Raw genomic sequence first — 24,734 nt, forward strand, 5'->3', positions numbered from 1 at the left:
ACCGGTCGCCGGCGCCGGCCGGTCGGCGTTGGCGTTCGGTGGTGGCTGACTGGCCGGTCGGCGTTTCGTGCCGGCTGACCGGCCAGTCAGCGTTCGTGCCTGGTGGCGCTCGGCACCAGGGTGGTGTGGCCGGTGCTAGCCGTCGTTGACCGAGGCCTCCAGCGTCTCCGGCCGGCCGGTGGCCTGGCGGTACAGGCGGACCGTCTCGGTGGCGATCCTGGTCGTGCTGTACCTCGCCTCGACGCGGTCGGTGGCGGCGATCCCGTAGGCGTCGCGGCGGGCGTCGTCGGACAGCAGGGGGCGCAGCGCGCGGGCCAACAGTCGCGGGTCGTGCGGTGGCACGAGGAGACCCGTGACGCCGTCCACGACCGTGTCCGTCGAACCGCCCACGCTCGCGGCCACCACCGGCACGCCGCACGCCATGGCTTCGAGCGGTGTGACGGCGGCGTGGTCCGAGGCGACGCCGTCCGCCCCGGCGCAGACCACCACGTCGGCGGACCGCAGCAACGCGGGCATCGCCACCTGGGGCACGCGGCCGACCAGCCGGACCCGGTCGCCGACGCCCGACGCGAGCGAGTGCTCGCGCAGCCTGCGGACGTCCTCGGCCCGCCCGCCCACGACGACCAACTCCGTGTCCCACACCGCTCGCAGCGCCGTGATCACGTCCTCGGCGCCGATCGGGGGCGAGACCAACCGGTGCCGCAGCGGCCGGTTCAGCCGGGGCCCGTCCGGCTTGAACCGCTCGACGTCCACCCCCGGCGGCACCACGGCGACCCGTGTCCGCGGCACGCCCATGCGCACCAGGTGCGCCTTCTCCTCCGTGCACTGGGCCACGACCCGGCTCGCCTCGCGTCCGATCAGCCGTTCGGTGGACAGCCGCGCCTCCGGCACGCCCTCGTCGCCCGCCTGCCGCGCCACCACGCCCAGCGAGTGGAACGTCTGCACCACCGGCACGTCGAGGCCGTTGGCGGCCAGCACCGACGCCACGCCCGACGTCCAGTAGTGGGCGTGCACGACGTCCGGCGGGTCGGCCCGCCACTGCGAGCGCAGGAACCGGGTGAACTCGTCCAGGTGAGGCAGCAGTTCGTCCGGGTGAATCGGACCGGGCGGCCCGGCGGCGACGTGCACCACGTCGTAACCGAGCCGGGTGCTCACCACATCGGGTGATCGGGGGGAGTCGCGCCGGGTGTGCACGACGACGTCGTGCCCGGCCGCGACCAGTGCCGCCGACAAGTCGGCGACGTGGACGTCCTGACCGCCCTCCTCGGCGTCGCCGAGCACGGGCAGCGGGCTCGCATGCGCCGAGACGACCGCGATCCTCATGGTTCCTCCAGCCAATGAAATGGCTCGCGCCAGACCAAGGCTGTCGTCTCAACCCGGTTCGCACGCTACAAGCAACCCACGACCCCTGCCACTCAGCGCGACCACGTCCGAGTGGCGGGTGGTGCGGTCGGTGGTGAGTTCGGCGGAGTGGTCGGCGCGGTGGATTGGCGGCGCGGTTGGCGGGTATGGCACAGGGCGAACCGACCAGACCGAGGAGGGGCCATGGCCACCGGCGAGACCGGATTCGACGACGTCAGCTACGACCTGATCTCCGTGCAGTACCACGCTCTCAAGGCCGGCCATGACTACGGCCAGTACGTCCGCGACGCGGAGAACGCGGGCAAGCAGGAGATCGCCGCCTTCTTCCGCCGGGTGATGGAGGAGGACTCCGCGCGCGCCAAGCAGTGCCACGAGTTCCTCAAGGAGCTGAGCGGGAGCGCCGACTCGGGCCCGGCCATGAGCTGACCCGACAGGTCATGCGGGTAGTCGTGCTGTCGGACACCCACGCGCCCCGGCGGTGGAAGTCCTGTCCGCCGGGGGTGGCGGAGCACCTGCGCCACGCGGACGTCATCCTGCACGCGGGTGACGTCTGCGTGGCGTCCGTGCTGGACGAGTTGGCCCAGTACGCGCCGGTGACCGCGGTGTGCGGCAACAACGACGGGCCGGACGTGGTCGAGTGGGGCGCGCCCGACACCGTCGAGCTCGACCTCGCCGGGCTGCGCGTGGCGATGATCCACGACAGCGGCCAGGCGACGGGACGTGCCGCGCGCATGCGCCGCCGGTTCCCGGAGGCGGACCTGGTGGTGTTCGGCCACTCCCACATCCCGGTGGACGTCACCGGTGACGGTGTGGGCGGTGTGCGCGTGTTCAACCCGGGCTCGCCCACCGACCGCCGTCGCCAACCGCACGGGACGATCGGGTTGCTCGACGTCGTGGAGGGGGAGTTGGTGTCGGCCCGGATCGTGCCGGTGACGTGAGGCGCGGGGCGCTCCCCACGCGGCTCACGCCCCCGCGGCCGGCGGAGCCTGGAGAAGGCGACCGCGGCGGTCCGGTCCGTGCGCGCCGGCGACGACGCCCAGCTCGTCCCCGGCGCGCGGGGAACGACGCGAACCGCGTCGGTCAGGACTTGGACCGGGCGATGAGCACTCCGCCGGGCACCTCGTCGTCCGGGCCGAGGAGGACCTGCGCCTCGATGGCGAAGCCCGCGTCGCGCAACCAGCCGGCCACCCGCTCGACCGGACGCCGGTGGACGTGCAGGGACATCGGGTGGCCGCCGTAGCCCTCGGTCTTGAGGCGGACGCGGTCGCCCACGTGGAAGCCGAGCATGGCGACGCCGCCCGGCCGGAGCACGCGGTGGAAGTGGGCGAGGGCGGTCGGCACTTCGGCGTCCGGCACGTGGATGATCGAGTAGAACGCCAGCACGCCGCCGACCGAGGCGTCGGCCAGGTCGAGGTCCGTCATCGAGCCGACGTGGAACCGCAGGTCGGGGTAGCGCTGTCCGGCGAGTTCGACCATCCGGGGTGAGAGGTCGACGCCGAACGCGTCCAGGCCCAGGCCGTGCAGGTGGGACGTGATGAGGCCCGGTCCGCAGCCGATGTCGGCGACGGGTCCGCCGACCTCGCGGACGGCCTCGGCGAACACGGCCAGGACGCCGCGCAGGAGCGGGGCCTTCGCCAGCGCCTCGCGCGCGAAGTCGAGGTAGCTGTCGGCCACCGTGTCGTAGGAAACCCTGGTGTCGGTCATCCAGTCGTCCGCGCGCACGGCGGTCACGGTAGCGGGACGTGGTCGGCTCCGGGCCGGCCGGGCGAAGGGCCGGGTGGGCGAAGGGCCGGGTGGGCGAAGGGCCGGGTGGGCGAAGGGCCGGGTGGTTCGAGGGCGGTGAGCGGGCCGGGTGGAGGATGGGGTGGTGCGACCTCCAGGTTCGGGAGCGGCTGCGGTGGGTTCGTCGGTTGGTCGGGTGGTCGTCCCGTGAGCGGTCGGGTCGGGTTGGGGACCATCGTCCGCGAGTGGGGGCGGATCGGGTGCGTCGGGTTCGGTGGGCCGCCCGCGCACATCGCGTTGCTGCGCGACCTGTGCGTGACCCGGCGGGGGTGGCTGTCCGATCGCGAGTTCGAGGACGGCATCGCGGTCACCAACCTGCTGCCGGGTCCCGCTTCGACCCAGCTCGCGATCCTCTGCGCGTGGCGGTTGCGCGGCGCGGTGGGCGCGGTGGTCGGCGGGGTGTGCTTCATCGTGCCGGGGCTGCTGCTGATCCTGGCGTTGGCGGTGCTGTTCCTGGCCGACGACGCGCCCGCGTGGGTGACGGGGGCGGCGGCGGGCGCGGGGGCGGCGGTGCCCGCGGTGGCGGCGCACGCGGCTTGGGGGTTGATCCCGGGCAGCTACCGGCGGGTCGGCACGGCGCGGGTGGCGCGGGCGCGGTGGTGGTCGTACCTGGCGGTGGGCGCGGTGGCGGCGGCGGTGACCGGGCCGTGGTTGGTGCTCGTGCTCGTCGCCGCCGGGCTGGTGGAGGTCGCGGCCCGGACGCGGCCCGGCCGCGCGGCGAACTGGCCCGTGGTGCTGGCCCTGCCCGCCGTGGGCGGGGGGTTGGGCGCGTTGGCGTGGGTGGCGGCGAAGGTCGGCGCGCTGTCCTACGGCGGCGGCTTCGTGATCATCCCGTTGATGCGGCAGGACGCCGTGCACACGTACGGGTGGATGACCGACGCGCAGTTCCTCAACGCGGTGGCGCTCGGGCAGATCACCCCGGGACCGGTCGTGCAGACGGTCGCGGTCGTCGGGTACGCCGCCGCCGGGCTCGGCGGCGGGCTGCTGGCCGCGTTCGTGGCGTTCGCGCCGTCGTTCGCGATGGTCATCGCGGGCGGCCCGAGGTTGCTGCGCCTGCGGGACGACGACCGGGCCCAGGCGTTCCTGACCGGCGCGGGCGCGGCGGCCATCGGCGCCATCGCGGGCTCCACGGCGCCGCTGGCCTGGTCGCTGTCCGAGCCGTGGCAGTTCGTCCTGCTCGGCCTGGCCGCGCTGTGGCTGCTGGCCCTGCGCCGGGGCGTGGTGAGCGCGCTGGTCGCCGCCGGCGTCGTCGGCGCCCTGGTCCCGCTGTTCTGAGCGGGACCAGGGCACCGACGACCGGACCTCAGTCCATCGCCGCGCGCAACGACGCCGGCCGCATGTCGGTCCACACCTGGTCGACGTGCGCCGAGCACTCGTCCTTGGTGCCCTTCGTGCCCTCGAACCGCCACCCGGCGGGCACGTCGTGGTGCGCGGGCCACAACGAGTACTGACCCTCGTCGTTGACCAGGACCTGGTAGGTGATGTCGTCCCTCATGCCTTGTTCTCCTCTTGTGCTTTCGCGTACCCGCGCAACGTCGGGCTGACTGTGACGAAAATAGTGATCGACAAGATGCCCACCGCGCACACCACGACGGCGGTGCGGGCCGACAGCGCCTCGGTCAGCAGGCCGCCGACCAGCGGGCCGACCGCACCCGCGCCACCCACGACGACACCCATCACCCCGCTGAGCCGTCCGCGCAGCTCGTCCGGGGTGAGCAGCAACTGGTGGGTGCCGATCGTGGTGTTCGCGGTCGGCGCCAGGAAGCTCATCAGGGCGAACAGCACCCCGACCAGGTAGGCCGACTCGACCAGCAGCGCGCACGGCACCAGCAGGGTCAGCACCCAGAACACCGACGCGATCGATCGGTGCGGCCCGAGGACGCGGTGCAGCGTCGGAGCGGCCAGGGCGCCGAGCACGCCGCCGACGCCGAGCATCGCCGCCATCACGCCGATCTCGCCGAACGACGCGCCCCGGCCCTCCACCAGCACGATGACGACCACGTAGAACGCGGTGAAGAACAGGTTCAGCACCACCGCGCACAGCGCCGTCACCCGGATCTCCCGCCGGCCCCACACCCACCGCAGGCCCTCGCCGATCGACCGCAGCAGGGGCGGGTGCGACTCGACCGGCGCGGCCGGCGGCACCCGCAGGAACAGCAGCGCCACGAACGCCACCACGTGCGTGAGCAGGTCCACCAGGAACGGCAGCCAGCGCGCCACGCCGACCAGCACACCGCCGAGCGCCGTCCCCGACATCTGCCCCAACGACGACCGCGCGCCGTTCATCGCCACCGCCGTGGCCAGTTGCGACTCCGGCACCAGCCGGGGCAGGCACGCGTCCTCGGCCGGTTCGAACAGCGCCCGGCACACGCCCAGCACCGCGGCGACCGCCAGCACGTGCGGGATCGTGACCGCGTCGGCCCACACCGCCACCACGAGCCCGCCCAGGGTGAGCACCCGGACGGCCTCGCAGCACAGCATGATCCGGCGGCGGTCCCACCGGTCGACCAGCGCCCCGGCCGGCAGGCCGACCAGGAGCTGCGCGGTGGCGTCCACGGTGAGCACCAGGCCGGCCAGCACCGGCGACCCGGTGATCGCCAGCACGAGCAGCGGCAGCGCGATCATCGAGGCGCTGAACCCCACCTCGGCCAACGCCTGACCGCCCCACAGCAGGGTGTAGTTCCGGTTGCGCGCCAGCGACGTCGTCACACCGCACCCCGGCAGTCCGCGGCGATGGCGCGCAGCGCGGCGGCGAAGTCGGCGGCCACGCCCTCGATCTCCGCGCCGGAGTGCACCGAGGGGTGGTAGTACCAGGTGAAGCCCAGCGTCTTGCCGGCGTCGCCGACCACGTCGAGCACGTGGTGACCGGCGTCGGCCGGGTCGTGCTCCAGGCCGACCGACGGCCGCACCTCCCGGTACAGGCCGGTCGACTCGGCCGAACCGCCGTCGAACTGGCCCAGGTAGTTGAACGACACCGCGGGCCGCCCGCCGTCGGGCACCAGGCCGTGCTGGCGCAGCGCGCCGTAGCCGAACCCGTTGCCCGGCACGGCCCGCAGCTGCCGCCGCACCGCCTTCACCCGGTCGCGCCACCCGCCGTCGGGCACCTCCAGCGTCACCGGGAACATCGTGGTGAACCAGCCGACGGTCCGCGAGAGGTCCACGTCCAGCACGTCCTCGCGCCCGTGGCCCTCCAGGTCCACCGCGACCCGCGACGTCCCCGTCCACCTCGACAGCGCCCACGCCAACGCGGCCAGCAGCACGTCGTTGATCCGGGTCCGGTAGGCGGCGGGGGCGCCGCGCAGCAACGCGTCGGTGTCCTCTTCGGACAGCTCCACGGTCACCGCTTCCGGCGTGCCGGTCGGTGTCGGGAACGGCGGGAACGACTGCTCCCAGTGCGCCACCTCGTCGTCCAGCGCGCCGCCGAGCACGTGCGCCTCCAGCCGCCGCGCCCACTCCTGGTACGAGGTGGTCTTGGCGCCCAGGTCCTCGCCCCGGTAGGCGGTCTCCAGGTCGTCCAGCAGGATCCGCCAGGACACCCCGTCCACCACCAGGTGGTGCGCCACCAGCAGCAACAGCGGCCGGTCGGACTCGGATCGGCCATCGGCCCGGAACAGCACGGCGCGCAACAGCGGCCCGGTGGCCAGGTCGAACGACGCGTGCACCTCGTCGGCGACCTCCTCCAGGTCGGCCACCCCGTCCACGACGGTCAGCACGTCGACGTCGCGGACGTCGTCGTTGTGCTGCCGCCACTTCCCGTCGACCGTCGTGAACCGCAGCCGCAGCGCGTCGTGGTGCGCCATCAGCACGCCCAGCGCCCGCCGCAGCGCCGCCACGTCCACCGCCGGGTCCAGCTCCACCAGGTGCGACTGGTTGAAGTGGTGCGGGCTGCGCCGCCGCGAGTTCAGGAACCAGTGCTGGATCGGCGTCAGCGGCACGTCGCCCACCACCGGCGCCCGGTCGGCCGACGACGCGTCCTCCACCGTCACGTGCGGCGCCAGCGACGCCACGGTCTGGTGCACGAACAGGTCACGGGTGGCGAACCGGTGACCGCCCTGCCGCGACCGCGCCACCACCTGCATGCTCAGGATCGAGTCGCCGCCGAGGGAGAAGAAGTTGTCGTGCGCGCCGACCTTCGGCACGCCGAGCACGTCGGCCCACACCGCCGCCAGCGCCTCCTGCACCGGCCCGGACGGCGGGACGTACCCGTCGCCGACGAGCGCGCCGAAGTCCGGCTCGGGCAGCCTGCCCCGGTCCACCTTGCCGTTGGGGCTGATCGGCAGGGCGTCCACCGGCACGAACAGCGACGGCACCAGGTAGTCGGGCAGCGCGTCGCCCAGGAACTCCCGGACCTCCTCGACCCGGAACCGGGCGGCCACCACGTACGCGACCAGCCGTTTGTGGCCGCGTGCGTCCGCCCGCGCCACCACGACCGCCTCGCGCACGTCGGGGTGGCGCAGCAGGGCCGTCTCGATCTCGCCGAGCTCGACCCGGAACCCGCGGATCTTCACCTGCTCGTCGGCCCGGCCGACGAACTCCAGCACACCGGTCGCGTTCCAGCGCACCACGTCACCCGTGCGGTACATGCGCGACCCGGGCGGGCCGAACGGGTTGGCCAGGAACCGCGAGGCGGTCAGCCCCGGCCGGTCCAGGTAGCCGCGGGCCAGGCCGACACCGGAGACGTACAGCTCACCGGCCACGCCGACCGGCACGGGCCGCAGCTCCGCGTCGAGCACGTGCACCCGCGTGCCGGGGATCGGCCGGCCGATCGGCGGCGTGCCACCGGGTTCCAGCGGCCCGCTCCACGACGTGACCACGGTCGACTCGGTCGGCCCGTAGGCGTTGACCATCCGACGCCCCGGCGCCCAGCGGCGCACCAGGTCCGCCGAGCACGCGTCACCGCCCACCACCAGCGTGCGGAACGTCGGCATCGCCACGTCCGGCACGGTGGCCAGCGCGACCGGCGGGATCAACGCGTGCGTCACGCCGAACTCGTTCACCACCTCGGCCAGCTGGTCGCCCAGCAGCGGCCCCGGCGGCGGCACGACGAGCGCCGCGCCCGCGGGCCACGCCATGCACAGCTCCAGCACCGAGGCGTCGAAGCTGGGGGAGGAGAACTCCAGCACGCGGTCGCCCGGCGTCACCTCGAAGTGCGCGATCTCGGCCGCCGAGAACGTGGCCAGGCCGGCGTGCGACACCACCACGCCCTTCGGCCGCCCGGTCGACCCGGACGTGTAGATCACGTACGCCGGGTGCTCCGGCCGCACCGCCACCCGCGGGTTGCCGTCGGGCTGCCCGGACACGTCGACCGGACCGTCCAGCACGACCAGCGGCCGGGCGTCGTCGAGCATGAACGCGATCCGCTCGGCCGGGTAGTCCGGGTCGACCGGCAGGAACGCGGCGCCGGCCTTGAGCACCGCCAGCTCCGCCACCAGCAGGTCCGCCGACCGGGGCAGCCGCAGCGCGACGATCCGCTCCGGACCGGCGCCCAGGCCGATCAGGTGGTGCGCCAACCGGTTGGCGCGGGCGTTCAGCTCGGCGTACGTCACGTCCGCCGCGCCCGTCAGCGCCACCGCGTCCGGCGTGCGCTCGACCTGCGCCTCGACCAGCTCCACGAACCCGGGGCCGTCGACGGCCGGGCCGGACGAGCCCCACGCCGCCAGCAGCTCCCGCTCGGCGTCGGGCAGCACCGGCAACGCCCACAGCGGGCGGTCGGCGTCGGCGGCGATGCCGGCCAGCAGCACGCCGAGGTGCTCCACCAGCCGCTCGACGGTGCCCGCGTCGAACAGGTCGGTGTTGTACTCCACCGAGCCGTGCAGCCCGCCGTCGTCGTCCTCGGTGAACTCCACCGTCACGTCGAAGCTGCTGGTCACCGCGGTCTGCTCGACGTCCTCCGCGTCGAGCCCGGGGAAGCCCGCCGCCTGCGGCGCGTTCTGCAACGCCACCACGGCCTGGAACAGCGGCGTGCGGCTGGTGTCGCGGTCGGGTTGGACCGCGTCCACCACCCGTTCGAACGGCACGTCCTGGTGCGCGAACGCGTCCAGCACGGTCTTGCGGGTGCGGACCAGGAACTCGCGGAACGTCGCCGACGGCTCGATGCGCGCCCGCAGTGCCACCGTGTTGACGAAGAACCCGACCAGGTCCTGCGTCTCCGGGCGGTCCCGCCCGGACGCCACCGTGCCGATCGCGAAGTCGTCCTGCCCGGACCACCGGTGGAACAGCACCTCGCACGCCGCCACCAGCGACATGAACACCGTGCCGTCCACGGCCCGCGCCAGCTCCCGCAACCGTTGCGCGACCTCGGCGGGCACGGTGAACTCGGTCCGCGCGCCGGGGGTCGTCTGCACGGGCGGTCGCGGCCGGTCCGCGGGCAGCTCCAACGCGGGCACGCCGGTCAGCTCATCGCGCCAGAAGGCGAGCTGGGCGTCCAGCGGCTGTTCCCGCTGCCAGGCCGCGAAGTCGCCGTACCGGATGGCTGGCGGCGGCAGGTCCCGGCCGCCGTACAGCGCGGCCAGGTCGGTCATCAGCACACCGCCGGACCAGCCGTCGGTGATGATGTGGTGCATCGTCAACGACAGCACGTGGTCGTCCGGCCCGCGGCGCACCAGCACCGGCCGGAACAGCGGCCCCTCGGCCAGGTCGAACGGCGCCGGCGCGGGCATCTCGTCCACCACCGGCAGCGTGACCTCGACCGGCCGCACCACGGCCACCGGCAGCCCGTCCACCGCCGGGAACACCGTCCGCAGCGCCTCGTGCCGCTCGACTAGGGCCACCAGCGCCCGCTCCAGCCGCGGCACGTCCAGTCCGTTGCGCAGCCGCACGGCCAGCGGCGTCACGTACTCGGTGCCGCCGGGCTGGAACTGGTCGAGGAACCACAACCGCTGCTGCGCGAACGACAGCGGCGCGGCGCCCTCGACCCGGGGGATCACCGCGTCGTCCGAGACGGACCCGGACAGCCGGGCCGCCAACGCCGCCACGGTCGGGTGGTCGAACAGGTCGCGCGGCGACACGGCGAACCACGACCGCAGCCGCGACACCACCCGGATGCTGGAGATCGAGTCGCCGCCGAGGGTGAAGAAGTTGTCCTCGGCGCCGACCTCGGACAGGCCCAGCACCTCGGCCCACACGTCCGCGACCCGTCGTTCGGCCTCGGTGCGCGGCGCGACGAACCCGCCGTCCGCCGACGCCTCCCGTGCCGGCGCGGGCAGCGCGGCCCGGTCCAGCTTGCCGTTGGCGCTGAGCGGCAGCCGCTCCAGCACCACGTACGCGGTCGGCACCATGTACTCGGGCAGCTGCCGCCCGGCGTGCTCGCGCAGCTCGGCGGCGGTCACCCCACCCTCCGGCACGCAGTAGGCGACCAGGCGGTTCTCCCGCATCACCACGGCGACGTGCGCGACGGCGTGGTGCGCGGCCAGCACGGCCTCGACCTCGCCCAGCTCGATCCGGAACCCGCGCAGCTTCACCTGCTGGTCGGCGCGGCCCACGAAGGCCAGCTGGCCGTCGTGCCGGACCCGGACCAGGTCGCCGGTGCGGTACATGCGCGACCCGGGCGTGCCGAACGGGTCGGCGACGAACCGCTGCGCGGTCAGCCCCGGCCGGTCCAGGTACCCGCGGGCCAGGCCGGCGCCGGTGACGTACAGCTCGCCGGTGCCGCCGACCGGCACGGGCCGCAGCGCGTCGTCCAGCACGCGGACCGAGGTGCCGGGGATCGGCCGGCCGATCGGCGGCGTGCCACCGGGTTCCAGCGGCCCGCTCCACGACGTGACCACGGTCGACTCGGTCGGCCCGTAGGCGTTGACCATCCGCCGGCCGGGCGCCCACCGCCGCACGAGGTCGGCCGAGGTCGCGTCACCGCCCACCACGAGGGTGCGCAGGGTCGGCAGCCCGTCGTCCGGCACGGTGGCCAGCGCCGCCGGCGGGATCAGCGCGTGGGTGACGCCGCGGTCGGTGGCGAACGCGGCGAGCTCGTCACCGAGCAGCGGTCCGGGTGGCGGCACGACCAGCGTCGCGCCGGTCGGCAGCGCCAGGCACAGCTCCAGCACCGAGGCGTCGAAGCTGGGCGAGGAGAACTGGAGCACCCGGTCGCCCGGCGACACGGCGAAGTGCTCCGCCTCGGCGGCGGAGAACGTGGCCAGGCCGGCGTGCGTCACGACCACGCCCTTGGGCTTGCCGGTCGAACCCGACGTGTAGATCACGTACGCCGCGTGCTCGGGCCTCAGCGCCACGTCCGGCGCCTCGGCGGGCAGCCCGGACACGTCCGGCAGGCCGTCGAGCACGAGCGCCGGCCGGGCGTCGCCGATCATGTAGGCGATGCGCTCCTCGGGGTAGGAGACGTCGACCGGCAGGTAGGCCGCGCCGGCCTTCAGCGTGCCCAGGACCGCGACCACGAGGTCCGGCGACTTCGGGATCTTCAGCGCCACCACCGCCTCCGGCCCGACGCCCGCCGCGACCAGGTGGTGCGCCACCCGGTTGGACCGCTCGTCCAGCTCCCGGTAGGTCAGCTCGACGCCCTCGCCGAGCACGGCGACCGCGTCCGGCGTGCGTGCGGCCTGCGCGGCGAACAGCGACGGGATGGTGTCGGCCGCGGACGCCCCGGACTCGGGGCCCCGCCACGACGCGAGCACCCGGTCGAGGTCGGCCTCGGACAGCCACGGCAGCTCGGACACGCGTCGGTGCGGGTCCGCGCCGATCGCGTCGAGCAGCCGGGCCAGCCGGTCGGTCAGCGCCGAGACCGTGCCCTCGTCGAACAGCCGGGGGTCGTAGCCCAGTTCGAGGCGCAACGACTCGCCGTCCACGTAGGCGCGCACGGCGAGCGGGAACGTGGTGGTGTCCAGCCCGTCGACCCCCTCGACCGACGGCCCGTCGTCCGGGCCGTCCTGGCCGACGGGGTAGTTCTCGAACGCGAGCAGGCTGTCGAACAGGCGGGTGGTCCCGGAGTCCGACCTGATCCCGGCCAAGCCCTGCACCTGCGCCAACGACACGAAGTCGAACCGCCGCGACTCCATCTGCGCTTCCTGCAGGCCGCGCAGCCACGTGATCACGTCGGCGTCGCCGTCGACCGACACCCTGGTGGGCACGGTGTTGATGAACATGCCGATCATCGACTCGATGCCGGGCAGCTCGGCGGGCCGGCCGGACACCGTGCTGCCGAACACCACGTCACGCTGACCGGACGTGCGCGCCAGCAGCACCGCCCACGCGCCCTGGACCAGCGTGTTCACCGTCAGGCCGTGCGTGCGGGCGACCGCGTCCAGCCGGTCGGCGGGCAGGTCGAGCGAGACCTGCGCGGACGACTCGGCGCGGTGCGCCTGCGCGGGCGGCCGGTCGAACGGCAGGGGAGTGGGATCGGTGAACCCGGCCAGCAGGGCGCGCCAGTGCGCCTGCGCGGCGGTCGGGTCCTGCTCGCCCAGCCACGCCAGGTAGTCGCGGAACGGCCGGCGCGGTGCGGGCTCGACGCCCGCGTACTCGGCCAGCACGTCACCGAACACCTGCGGCGTGCTCCACCCGTCCAGGATCAGGTGGTGCGAGGTCCACAGCAGGTCGACCTCGGTGTCGGACACGCGTCCGATCGCCAGCCGCATCAGCGTCGGCCCGGCCAGGTCGATCCCGGCCGCGGCGTCGGCGGCGACCAGCTCGTCGGTCACGTCCGCGTAGGTGACCGGCACCCGCACGTCGCGCCGCACGACCTGCACCGGCTCGTCCAAGCCTTCCCAGACGACACCGGAGCGCAGCACGGGGGTGCGGTCCACCACCCGCTGCCACGCCTCGCCCAGCCCGCGCGGGTCGGTCACCCCGGTCAACCGCACCCGCATCTGGTTGAAGTAGGCCGTGCTCTCGTCCACGAGGTCGTGGAACAGCATTCCCGTCTGGAGCGGGGTGAGCGCGTAGACGTCCTCCACGTCCAGGTCGACGATCCGGTCGACCTGCTCCTGGGTCAACCTCGCCAGCGGGAAGTCCGACGGGGTGCGACCCCAGGCGTCGGACCGGGCGCAGAACTCCGCGATGCCGCGCAGCGCGTCGAGCATCCGGTCGGCCAGCGCCCGCACCTCGGTCTCGTCGTGCGCCTCGGTGGAGTAGTCCCACTCCACCACCAGCTCGCCGCCCGACACCGCGGCGGTGATGTCGAGCAGGTGCGGGCGGGTGAAGTCGTCCGGCACCTCCCGACCGTGGTCGGCCTCGGCGACCCCGCCGTCCCACTGGCCCAGGTAGTTGAAGCACACCTGCGGCAGGACGCCGGTCAGGCCGCGGTCGTCGTACCGCAGCGCCTCGTAGCTCAAGCCCTTGTCGGGCACGGCGCGCAGCCGCTCCTTCACCGCCTTGAGCGCGGCGCCCCAGTCACCCTCGGGGACCTCCAACCGCACCGGGAACTGGGCGGTGAACCAGCCGACGGTGCGCGAGAGGTCCACGCCGTCGAACAGCTCCTCGCGGCCGTGGCCCTCCAGCGCCACCAGCGCCCGCCCGCCGAACGCCGAGGCGAGCGCCGTCAGCAGCACGTCGTTGACCTGCGTCCGGTACGCCTCGGGCACGTCGCGCAGCACCGCGTCGGTCTCGGCGCGGCTCAGCCGCACCTTGACGGAACGCGCCGTGTCCGCCCGGGTCGGCACCCGCTCCTCGACCGGCACCGCCTCCCAGTGCGGCAGGGCGGCGTCGAACCCGCCGGCGCGGACGTGCCGGTTCAGCCGCCGCGCCCAGTCGGCGAACGCCGTCGACTTCGGGCCGAGCGTGCCGCCGGCCAGCAGCACCTGGAGGTCGGACACGATGATCCGCCACGACACCACGTCGACCACCAGGTGGTGGGCGGTCAGGAACAGCCGCCCGCCGGGGAACAGCACCGCCCGCAGCAACGGGCCGTGCCGCAGGTCCAGCGACGCGCGGGCGCGGGCGCCCTCGGCGCGCGGGTCGTCGGTCGCGATCCGGAACACCTCGGCGCCGGTCGTCCCGGTGCTCCCGGCCTCGGCGACCTGCTGCCACCACGTGCCGTCCACCAGGCTGAACCGGGTGCGCAGCGCGTCGTGGTGGGCGATGAGGGCCTGCACGGCGTCGCGCACCGCGTCGGGCTCGGCCTCGCCCAGGTCCACGACCACGGACATGGTGAAGTGCGCCTGAGGTTCCCCGTCGACCGCGGCGCACTCGCCGAAGAACCAGCGCTGGACCGGGGTGAGGGGGACGGGACCGGTGACGGCTTCGTGGACCTGGCCGGTGTGCTCGGTGGCCACCAGGGCCAGGTCCTCGACCGTCTGCCGCAGGAAGATGTCCTTCGAGGTCAGCTTCAGCCCGGCCTGACGGGCCCGGGACACCACCTGCATGCTCAGGATCGAGTCGCCGCCCAGCGCGAAGAAGTTGTCCCGCGCGCCGACCCGCTCGACACCGAGCACCTCGGCCCAGATCTCCGCCAGCCGCGCGGGCACGCCCGGCTCCGGCGCGACGTAGCCGGCGTCGTCGGCGAACACCGGCGCGGGCAGGGCCCGCCGGTCCACCTTGCCGCTGGGCGTCAGCGGCAGCGCGTCCAGCGCCACGAACGCCGAAGGCACCAGGTAGTCGGGCAGCCGCTGCTTCAGCCACGACGACAGGTCGGTCGCACCGCCGACGGTGTAGCCGACGAGCCGGTGGTGGCCGTTGTGCTCGTGGGCGACCACGGCCGCCTCGGCGACCTCCGGGTGGGCCAGCAGCACGGCCTCGACCTCGCCGGGTTCGATGCGGTAGCCGCGGATCTTGACCTGGTCGTCGGTGCGGCCCAGGTATTCGAGGGCTCCCGACCGTGCCTGGTCGTCCGCTCCGCCGACCGCGACCCACCGCACGCGGTCGCCGGTGCGGTACATGCGGGCGCCGGGCTCGCCGAACGGGTCGGCGAGGAAGCGCTGGGCGGTCAGGCCGGGCCGGTCCAGGTAGCCGCGCGCCACCTGCGGACCCGACAGGTACAGCTCACCGGGCACACCGACCGGCAGCGGCCGGAGGTCGTCGTCCAGCACGTGCGCGGTGAGGTTGGCCGTCGGCCTGCCGATCAGCGCCCGGTCGCCGGCGACCCGCGTGGCGACCGAGTCGACGGTCACCTCGGTCGGGCCGTAGTAGTTGAACGCCGCGGTCCGCGACCCGGCCAGGTCGCGCCACAGCGGGGCGGGCAGCGCCTCGCCGCCCAGCATCACCACCGCGGGCGCGTGCTCGCCGTCGAGCAGCCCGGCCGGCAGCAGTTGGCCCGCGTAGGACGGCGTCAGGTCGAGCATGCCGATCCGGTGCTCGCGGACGTAGGCCACCAGGGCGTCGGGCTCCAGGCGCACGTCGTCGACGATCACGTGCAGCTCGTGGCCGGCCGCCATCAGCAGCGGCCCTTCCCACGAGGTGTCGAAGGAGAACACGGCGGTCAGCGCGACCCGCAGGCGACCGAAGCCGCCGAACGCCTCCCGGTGGTCGTGGAACAGGTTCGCGAGCTGCCGGTGCTCGACCACCACGCCCTTGGGCAGGCCCGTGGACCCGGAGGTGTAGATGACGTAGGCGGCCTGCTCCGGCAGCACCGGCGCCTCCGGCGCGGTGGCCGGGTACCCGGCCAGGTCCGGCACCGCGTCCAGCACCAGCACCGGGTTCGCGTCGGCGAGCAGGTACTCGACGCGGTCGGTCGGCAGGTCCCGGTCGACGGGCAGGTAGACCGCGCTCGCCTTGTGCACGGCCAGGATCGCCACCACGGAGTCCGCCGAGCGCGGCAGGGACACCGCCACGACCCGCTCCGGACCCGCGCCGTGCGCGAGCAGGTGGTGCGCCAGCCGGTTGGCGCGGGCGTCGACCTCGGCGAAGGTCAGCCGCGTCGGTCCGCACACCAGCGCCGTCGTGTCCGGGGTGCGGGCGGCCTGCTCCGCGAACAGCACCGGGAACGGCGTGCCCGGGACGGCCATCGGCTCGCCCCGCCCGTCCGGTTCGTCGCCGAGCAGCAGGGGCACCTCGGCCAGCGGCCGGCCCGGGTCGGCGGTGACGCCCGCCAGCAGCGCCACCAGGTGCCGGGACATGCGGTCGATCGTGTCGGCGTCGAACAGGTCGGTGCTGTACTCGACCGCGCCGCGCAGCTCGCCGCCGGACTCGCCGAACTCGAACGTCACGTCGCAGGTGGAGGTCAGCAGCGGCAGCGGGACCTCCTCGACCCGCAGGCCGGGCAGGTCCGGCAGCGCGTCGCCGGTGTTCTGCAGCAGCACCATCGCGTCGAACAGGGCGTTGCGGCTCGGGTCGCGGTCGGGGCGCACGGCGTCGACCACCCGCTCGAACGGCACGTCCTGGTGCGCGAACCCGTCGTGCACGGTGGTCCGCACGTCGGTCAGGAACTCGTCGAACGACCGCCGCAGGTCCACTGTGGACCGCAGCACGACGGTGTTGACGAACAGGCCGACCACGTCGTCCAGCTCGGCGCGACCGCGCCCGGACACCGCGGTGCCGACCGCGATGTCGTCCTGCCCGGTGTAGCGGGCCAGCAGCGCCTGCGTGGCGGCCACGAGCGCGGTGAACAGGGTGTCACCGCGGCGCGCGGCCAGCGACCGCAGCGCCTCGGCGACCGCCGCGGGCACGGTGAACTCGTGCATCGCGCCCGCCGCGCCGCGGACGGCGGGGCGGGGCCGGTCGGTGGGCAGCTCCAGCGGCGGCAGCCCGGTCAGCTTCCCGGCCCAGTAGTCGGTCGGAGGCGCCTCGTGCCAGGCCGCGTAGTCCAGGTACTGCACGGGCAGCGGCGGCAGCTCCCGGCCCGCGTACAGCGCGCCGAGGTCGCGCGCCAGCACGCCGCTGGACCAGCCGTCGGTGACGATGTGGTGCAGGGTCAGCACCAGCACGTGCTCCTCGGGCGCCACGCGCACCAGCCGCGTCCGCAGCAGGGGTCCCCGCCGCAGGTCGAACGGCGTGCTCACCTCTTCGTGGAGCACGTCCTGCCAGGAGCCCTCCTCGACGGTCAGCGGCACCTCGTGCGGCTCGCCCACGATCTGCGCGCCGTCGTCGAACGTGGTGCGCAGCGACTCGTGGCGGGCCACCAGGCCGACGAGCGCGCCGCGCAGCGCGCCGACGTCCAGCGGGCCGTGCAGGCGCATCGCCATCGGCGTGACGTACTCGGTGCTGTTCGGCTCGAACTGGTCCAGGAACCACAGCCGCTGCTGGGCGGTCGACTGCGGGTGGACGCCATCACGCGGGATCACCGGGATGGCGTCCACCGCGGTCGTTCCGGAGATCGCGGTGGCGAGGCCGGAAACCGTGGGGTGTTCGAACAGCGCGCGCGGCGAGAGTTGCACCCCGAAAGCCGCGCGCAACCGGGAGGTCACCCGGATGCTGAGGATGGAGTCGCCGCCGAGGGCGAAGAAGTCGTCCTCGGCGCCGACCTCGGTCACGCCCAGCACGTCGCCCCAGACCTCGGCGACGACGCGCTCGGCGTCGGTGCGCGGCGCGACGTGCTCGCGCACGCGGGTGGGCTCGGGGTCGGGCAGCGCCCGGCGGTCCACCTTGCCGTTGCGGCTCAGCGGCAGCTCGTCGAGCACCACGACCGCCGCCGGGACCATGTAGTCGGGCAGTTCGCGCCCGGCCAGCTCGCGCAGCCCCGCCACGTCGGGCGAGGTTCCCCCGGCGGCGACGACGTAGGCGACGAGCCGCTTGACGCCCCGCTCGTCCTGGCGGGGCGCCACCACGACCTCGGCGACCGCCGGGTACCCGGCCAGCACGGCCTCGACCTCGGCGAGCTCGACCCGGAAGCCGCGGATCTTGACCTGGTCGTCGGCCCGGCCGACGAACTCCAGCTCGCCGCGCGCCGTCCACCGCGTCAGGTCACCGGTGCGGTACATGCGCTCGCCGGGCACGCCGAACGGGTCGGCCAGGAACCGCTGCGAGGTCAGCCCGGGCCGGGCGAGGTAGCCGCGGGCCAGGCCGGCGCCCGAGACGAACAGCTCGCCCACGACACCCGGCGGCACGGGCCGCAGGTCCTCGTCGAGCACGTAGGCGCGCATGCCGTCCAGCGGCGTGCCGATCGGCACCGGCTCCGGCACCGGGTCGGCCGCGGTGAGCACCCGGCGGGAGGCGAAGGTGGTGGTCTCCGTGGGGCCGTAGCCGTCGACCACGGTGATGCCGGGGCAGGCGTCCAGCACCCGGCGCACCGCCGCGGCGGGCACCACGTCACCGCCGGTCCACACCTCGCGCACGGTCGCCAGGCAGTCCGGCGCCTCCTGGGCGACCGCGCGGAACAGGCCGGCGGTCAGCCACAGGGCGGTGACGCCGCCCTCGGCCACGACCCGGCGCAGCGACTCGGCGTCGAGGTCCTCGGGCGGGGCCACCACCACCGCGCCGCCGCGCAGCAGCGGCACCCACAGCTCGTAGGTGGAGGCGTCGAACGCCGTCGGGGAGTGCAGGAGGACCCGCTCGTGGCCGCGGTCGAAGGCGCGGTCGGTCGCCAGGGCCGCCACGTCGCGGTGCCGCACCGCCACGCCCTTCGGCGTGCCGGTCGAGCCGGACGTGTGCATGACGTACGCCAGGTTCTCCGGGTGCACGGCGACGCCGGGGTCGGTGTCCGGCTCGTCGGGCGACTCGCCGAGGAGCACCACGGGCCCGGCGTGGACCTCGCGGGCCACGTCGGCCCAGTGCGCGTCGGCCAGCAGGACCGAGGCCGCGGTGTCGGCCAGCAGCAGTCGCAGCCGCTCGCGCGGCGCGCGGACGTCCAGCGGCACGGAGGCGCCGCCCGCCTTGGCGACCGCGAGCTGGGCCACCACCAGGTCGACCGACCTGCCGGCCAGCAGGCCGACCCGGTCGTCGGGGCGGACACCCCGCCGCACCAGGGCGTGCGCCAGCCGGTTGGCCCGCGCGTCCAGTTCGGCGTAGTCGAGCGTGGTGTCCCCGCTCACCACCGCGGGGGTGTGCGGCGCGTTCCGGACCTGGGCGGCGAACAGGGCCGGGATGGTCGTCACCGGGCCGCCCGCGCCGGTGTCGTTCCAGTCGACCAGGACCGCGCGCAGCTCCTCGTCGGTGGCCATCGGCAGGGCGCGCACGGGTCGTTCGGCGTTCTCGGCGATCCCGCGCAACAGCACACCCAGGTGGGTGACGAGCCGGCGCGCGGTGGCCTCGTCGAACAACGCGGGGTCGTACAGCAGCCGGGCGCCGAGGCGGTCGGTCAGGTGCGCCACGAGCGTGAGGGCGAAGTTGGTGCCCTCCTCCACGTGCACCTCGCGGACCCACACGCCGGTGGTCTCGGTGACCTCGCTGAGCGGGTAGTTCTCGAACACCACCGCGCTGTCGAACAGCCGCGTGCCCGTCCACTGGCCGATCTGCGCCAAGGACACGAAGTCGAACCGCCGCGACTCGCTCTGCCCGGCCTGCAATTCCCGCAGCCACGCGACCGCTGGGGCGTCGCCGTCCACACCCACCTTGACGGGCACGGTGTTGATCAGCATGCCGATCATCGACTCGACGCCGGGCAGCTCGGCGGGCCTGCCGGACACCGTGCCGCCGAACACGACGTCGCGCTCGCCCGAGTGCCGGGACAGCAGCAGCGCCCACAGGCCCTGCACCACGGTGTTGACGGTCAGCCCGTGACGCCGCGCGGTGTCGCGCAGCACCGCCGACTCGTCGGTGGTCAGCTCCAGCCGCACCACCCCGGTCCGCCGCACGCGGTGCTCCTCGGTGGGCAGCCGGTCGAACGGCAGCGGGGTCGCGCCCTCCACGTCGGACAGCACCGACCGCCAGTGCGCCTCGGCCTCGGCCGGGTCCTGCTCGGCCAGCCAGCCCAGGTAGTCGCGGAAGGGGCGGCGGGCGGTCGGCGCGGGCACGTCACCGGTGGTGATCGCCCGGTAGTGCTCCAGCACCTCGGCGAACACCTGAGCGGTGCTCCAGCCGTCCAGCAGCACGTGGTGCGAGGTCCACACGACCTCGACCCGGTCGTCGGCCAGCGGGGTGATGCCCACCCGCATCAGCGGTGCGACCGAGAGGTCGAGCTCCGCCGGGTCGAACCGGTCGGACAGCTCGTCGGCGCCCGTCACCGCGAGCTCGACCCGCCGGCGCACCACCTGCACGGGCTCGTCCACGCCCTCCCACACCACGGAGGTGCGCAGGACCGGCGTGCGGTCGACCACCCGCTGCCACGCCCGCGCCAGCGCCTCCGGGTCGTCCACGCCGTCCAGCACGAGCCGCATCCGGTCCACGTAGGCGCCGGGCTCGACCAGGCTGTGGAAGACCATCCCTGCCTGCAATGGGGTGAGCGGGTAGATGTCCTCGACGTCCGGACCCGCGATGGCGTCGACCTGCTCCTGGGTGAGCCGGGCCAGGGGGAAGTCGCTCGGCGTGTGCCCGCCGGCGTCCGGACGCGCGCAGTGCGCCACGATCCCGCGCAGGCCGTCGAGCACCCGCTCGGCCAGCCGCCGCACGGTCGGCTCCTCGTGCAGGTTCGCCGAGTAGTGCCAGGTCAGCTCCAGCTCACCACCGTCGACCAGGCCGGTGACCTCCAGCAGGTGCTCGCGGGTCGTGCCGGGGTCGACGTCCGACCCCGCGCCGCGCCGCGCCCGGTAGAAGCCGCCGTCGGCCACGTCGAACCGGCCGTGGTAGTTGAAGGAGATGGCGGGCAGCGGCCCACCGCCCGCGCCCCCGTGGTCGAGGGCGCCGAAGCTGAGGCCCTTGTGCGGCACCGCGCGCAGCGACTCCTTGACCGCCTTGAGGGTGCGCCCCCAGTCGTCGGCGTGCGTGCGCAGCACCACCGGGAACTGGGCGGTGAACCAGCCGACGGCGCGGGACAGGTCCACGCCGGGCAGCACCTCCTCGCGGCCGTGGCCCTCCAGCGCCACGCTCACCTCGTCCCGCCCGGTCCACTCGGCCAGCGCCCGGCCCAGCGCGCTCAGCAGCACGTCGTTGACCTGCGTCCGGTACACCGGCGGCACCGCGGTCAGCAGCGCTTCGGTGGTCTCGCGGTCCAGTCGCACGGACACCTCGCGGGCCGAGCCCGCGGTGTTCGCGCCCTCGCGGTCCACCGGCAGCGGTCGCGGCTCGGGCAGCGCGTCCCAGTGCGCCCGCGCGTCGTCCAGCGCGCCGGAGCGGACGTGCTCGTCCCAGCGGTGGGCCCACTGCGTGAACGGTGTGCCGACGGGTTCCAGCGGCAGACCCCGGTAGGCCCGTTCGAGGTCGCCGAGCAGCACGCGCCACGACACGCCGTCCATCACCAGGTGGTGGACGACCAGCAGCAGCTCCGGTCGCCCACCCGGGAAGAACACCGCGCGCAGCAGCGGCCCCGCGGTGACGTCCAGGCTCCGCTGCACCCGCTCCGCGACGGCCTCCACGTCGGCGCCGTCCTCGACGCCGAACACCTCGTCCCGGTCGGCGCCCGCGGGCGCGACCTCCTGCGCCCATCGGCCGTCGACCTCGCGGAACCGCAGGCGCAGGGCGTCGTGGTGGTCGACCGCGGTCCGCACGGCGGCGCCCAGCGCCTCGGCGTCCACGCCCGGCTCCAGCTCCAGCAGCAGCGTCATGGTGTAGTGCGGCAGCGGGCCGTGCCCGTCGAAGAACCACCGCTGGATCGGGGTCAGCGGCGCGGGGCCGGTGAAGACCCGTTCCGGTTCGGCCTCGGCCTCGGTGGAGACGACCAGCGCCAACTCGGCGACGGTCTGGTGCCGGAACACGTCCCGCGAGGTCAGGCGCAGCCCGGCCTGGCGGGCCCTGGACACCAGCTGGATGGACAGGATCGAATCGCCGCCCACGGCGAAGAAGTTGTCCTCGACCCCGATGCGCTCCGCGCCGAGCACCTCGGCCCAGATGCGGCACAGCTCGGCCTCGACCGGCGTGCGGGGCGCGACGAAGTCGCGGTCGCCGACGACCTCCGGTGCCGGCAGGGCGGCCTTGTCCAGCTTGCCGTTGGGGGTGAGGGGGAGGTGGTCCAGCGCCACGAACGCCGACGGCACCTGGTAGTCGGGCAGCGACCGGCGCAGGTGGGCGCGGAAGTCCACCGGCCCGTCGGAGACCACGTAGGCGACCAGCCGGGTGTGGCCCTGGTCGGTGCGGGCGACCACGGCCGCCTCGCGCGCCGCCGGGTGGGTGAGGATCGCGGCCTCGACCTCGCCGGGCTCGATGCGGTAGCCGCGGATCTTGACCTGGTCGTCGGTGCGGCCCAGGTACTCCAGCGTTCCGTCGGTCAGCCACCGCACCTTGTCGCCGGTCCGGTACATGCGCGTGCCCGGCTCGCCGTGCGGGTCGGCCAGGAACCGCTGCGCGGTCAGGCCCGGCCGGTCGAGGTAGCCGCGGGCGACCTGGGGACCGGCGATGAACAGCTCGCCGGGTAAGCCCACCGGCGTCGGCCGCAGCTCTTCGTCCAGCACCCGGGCGGTCAGGTTGGCCACCGGGCGCCCGATGACCGGCCGGTCGCCGGACACGACCGTGGTCACCGCGTCGACCGTGGCCTCGGTGGGACCGTAGAAGTTGTAGACGCGCACGTCCGTACGCGCCAGCTCGCGCCACAGCGCCGCGCCGAGCGCCTCGCCGCCCAGCGACAGCACGTCCGGCACGTGCCCACCCGCCAGCAGCCCCGCCGGCAGCAGCTGCCGGACGTAGGAGGGGGTCAGGTCCATGAAGTCGATCCGGTGCTCCCGGACGTAGGCGACCAGGGCCTCCGGTTCCAGCCGCACCTCGTCGGGGATCACGTGCAGCTCGTGCCCGTCCGCCATCAGCAGCGGACCCTCCCACGACGTGTCGAACGAGAACACCGCGGTCAACGCCACCCGCATGTGGCCGCGGACGAAGTCGGTGACGTGGTTGTGGAAGAGGTTCGCCAGCTGCCGGTGCTCCACCACGACGCCCTTGGGCAGGCCGGTGGAGCCGGAGGTGTAGATCACGTAGGCCGCGTTGCCCGGCCCGAACGCCACCTCGGGCCGGGTCGGGTCGCACGCCGAGGCGTCGACCGGTTCGTCGATGACCAGCACCGCGCCCGAGTCGTCGAGCATGTGCCGCCGGCGCGCCTCCGGCAGACCGGGGTCGACGGGCAGGTACACCGCGCCCGCCTTCATGATGGCCAGGATGCCGACGACGTACTCCGCGCCGCGCGGCAGCGACAACGCCACCACCTGCTCGGGCCGGACACCGCGGGCCACCAGGTGGTGGGCCAGCCGGTTGGCCCGCTCGTCGAGTTCGGCGTAGGTCAGCCGCTCGTCGCCGCACACCAGCGCGGTCGCGTCGGGGGTGCGGCCGACCTGCGCCTCGAACAGCTCGGGGAACGTGGTCGCGGGCACCTCCAGCAGGCGACCACGTCCGTCCGGCTCGTCGCCGAGCAGCAGCGGCACCTCGCGCACGGGCCGGTAGGGGTCCGCGGTGACGCCGTCGAGCAGGGCCAGCAGGTGCCTGCCCATCCGCTGGATCGTGTCCGCGTCGAACAGGTCGGTGCTGTACTCGACCAGGACGTGCAGGCCGTCGTCGGTCGGGGTGAAGTCGATGCTCAGGTCCAGGATCGCCTGGTCGCGGGTCAGCGGGTGCTCCTCGACCCGCAGGCCCGGCAGCTCGGGCAGCGCGCGACCGGCGTTCTGCAGCGCCACCATCACGTCGAACAGCGGGTTGCGGCTCGGGTCGCGGGTCGCGCCCACCGCCTCGACCACCCGGTCGAACGGCACGTCGTCGTGCGCGAACGCGTCCAGCGCGGTGCGGTTGACCTCCGCCAGGAACTCGGCGAACGACCTCGACGCGTCCACAGTGGACCGGATCACCACGGTGCCGACGAGGAAGCCGACCACACCGGCCAGCTCAGGCCGGTTGCGCCCGCTGGTGACCGTGCCGACCGCGATGTCGTCCTGCCCGGAGTAGCGGGCGAGCAGGAGCTGGCACGCCGCCATCAGGGTGGTGAACAGCGTGGTCTCGTTGACGCGGGCCAGCTCGGCGAGGTCGTCCGCCAGCCGTGCCGGCACGGTGAACTCGTGCAGGGCGCCCGCGGTGGTGCGCTCCGCCGGCCGGGGCCGGTCCGCGGGCAGCTCCAGCGGAGCCACGCCCGCGAGCCGGTCGACCCAGAAACCGGTGTCCACCGGTCTGCCCCGCTGCCAGACGGCGTAGTCGGCGTACTGAAGCGCGGGCGGCGCCAGGGTGTCACCCCGGTACAGCGCGCCCAGCTCGTCGGCCAGCAGGCCGAGCGACCAGCCGTCGACCACGATGTGGTGCGAGGTGAGCAGCAGCACGCGCGCGTCGGCCGACTCGGTCAGCAGCGCCGCCCGGAACAGCGGGCCGCGGCGCAGGTCGAACGGCTGGTCCAGCACCTCGCGCAGGTCGTCGACGGCGACCAGGTCCACCTCGACCCCGTCGTGCACGACCTGCACCGGGCGCCCGTCCACCTGGTCGAACGTCGTGCGCAGCGACTCGTGCCTGCGGACCAGCCCGCGCACGGCCTCGGTCAGCCGGGCCACGTCGACCGGACCGGTGATCCGCAACGCCATCGCGCTGGTGTACTCGGTGCTCTCGGGCTGGAACTCGGCCAGGAACCACAGCCGCTGCTGACCCGCCGACAGCGGCAGCGGCGCGTCCCTCGGGGCGGGAGGGATCACGTCGGCCACGGGGGCGCCCCGACCGGCGAGCCGCGCGCGCAGCTTCTCCCGCAGGTGTTCCGGCAGCGCGGAGATGCGGTCGTTCTTGGAAGTGGTCAT

The 24,734-nt window shown here is 74.4% G+C and carries 8 protein-coding genes; 3 read left to right on the forward strand and 5 right to left on the reverse strand.

All coding sequences use genetic code 11. From position 1 onward, the window contains the following. Window positions 1–135: 135 nt before the first annotated feature. Window positions 136–1,323, reverse strand: a complete 1,188-nt coding sequence (locus ACQPYE_RS14955) for a glycosyltransferase (protein ID WP_498721795.1) — start codon at window positions 1,321–1,323, stop codon at window positions 136–138. Window positions 1,324–1,545: 222 nt separating this feature from the next. On the opposite strand from ACQPYE_RS14955, the gene ACQPYE_RS14960 reads away from it, so the two are divergent. Continuing rightward, window positions 1,546–1,788 carry an acyl carrier protein gene (locus tag ACQPYE_RS14960; protein ID WP_498721796.1) on the forward strand — a complete coding sequence of 81 codons (243 nt, stop codon included), beginning with the start codon at window positions 1,546–1,548 and terminating at the stop codon, window positions 1,786–1,788. Between the two features lie 11 nt (window positions 1,789–1,799). Beyond that, entirely contained in the window at window positions 1,800–2,300 is a 501-nt protein-coding gene (locus ACQPYE_RS14965; protein WP_498721797.1) for a metallophosphoesterase family protein, read from the forward strand. Between the two features lie 142 nt (window positions 2,301–2,442). Here the strand turns inward: ACQPYE_RS14965 and ACQPYE_RS14970 are convergent, their stop codons facing one another. Beyond that, window positions 2,443–3,084 carry a class I SAM-dependent methyltransferase gene (locus ACQPYE_RS14970; RefSeq protein ID WP_498721799.1) on the reverse strand — a complete coding sequence of 214 codons (642 nt, stop codon included), beginning with the start codon at window positions 3,082–3,084 and terminating at the stop codon, window positions 2,443–2,445. Between the two features lie 207 nt (window positions 3,085–3,291). Between ACQPYE_RS14970 and chrA the strand changes: the two genes are divergently transcribed. Next, complete coding sequence (gene chrA / locus ACQPYE_RS14975; RefSeq protein ID WP_498721800.1) at window positions 3,292–4,419, forward strand: chromate efflux transporter; 1,128 nt, start codon at window positions 3,292–3,294, stop codon at window positions 4,417–4,419. A gap of 28 nt (window positions 4,420–4,447) precedes the next feature. On the opposite strand, the gene ACQPYE_RS14980 is transcribed toward chrA, so the two are convergent. The 3 genes from ACQPYE_RS14980 to ACQPYE_RS14990 are packed head-to-tail and all read right to left on the reverse strand — an operon-like array spanning window position 4,448 to window position 24,734. Further along, complete coding sequence (locus tag ACQPYE_RS14980) at window positions 4,448–4,639, reverse strand: MbtH family protein (protein WP_123742152.1); 192 nt, start codon at window positions 4,637–4,639, stop codon at window positions 4,448–4,450. Further along, complete coding sequence (locus ACQPYE_RS14985; RefSeq protein WP_498721801.1) at window positions 4,636–5,853, reverse strand: MFS transporter; 1,218 nt, start codon at window positions 5,851–5,853, stop codon at window positions 4,636–4,638. Before ACQPYE_RS14985 ends, ACQPYE_RS14980 begins: the two co-directional genes overlap by 4 nt. Beyond that, window positions 5,850–24,734: a non-ribosomal peptide synthase/polyketide synthase gene (locus ACQPYE_RS14990; protein ID WP_498721802.1), complete on the reverse strand. Its 18,885-nt coding sequence runs from the start codon at window positions 24,732–24,734 to the stop codon at window positions 5,850–5,852. The genes ACQPYE_RS14985 and ACQPYE_RS14990 overlap by 4 nt, the downstream gene beginning before the upstream one ends.

Source organism: Actinosynnema sp. CA-299493, from assembly GCF_050946825.1.
Taxonomy (GTDB): Bacteria; Actinomycetota; Actinomycetes; order Mycobacteriales; family Pseudonocardiaceae; genus Actinosynnema.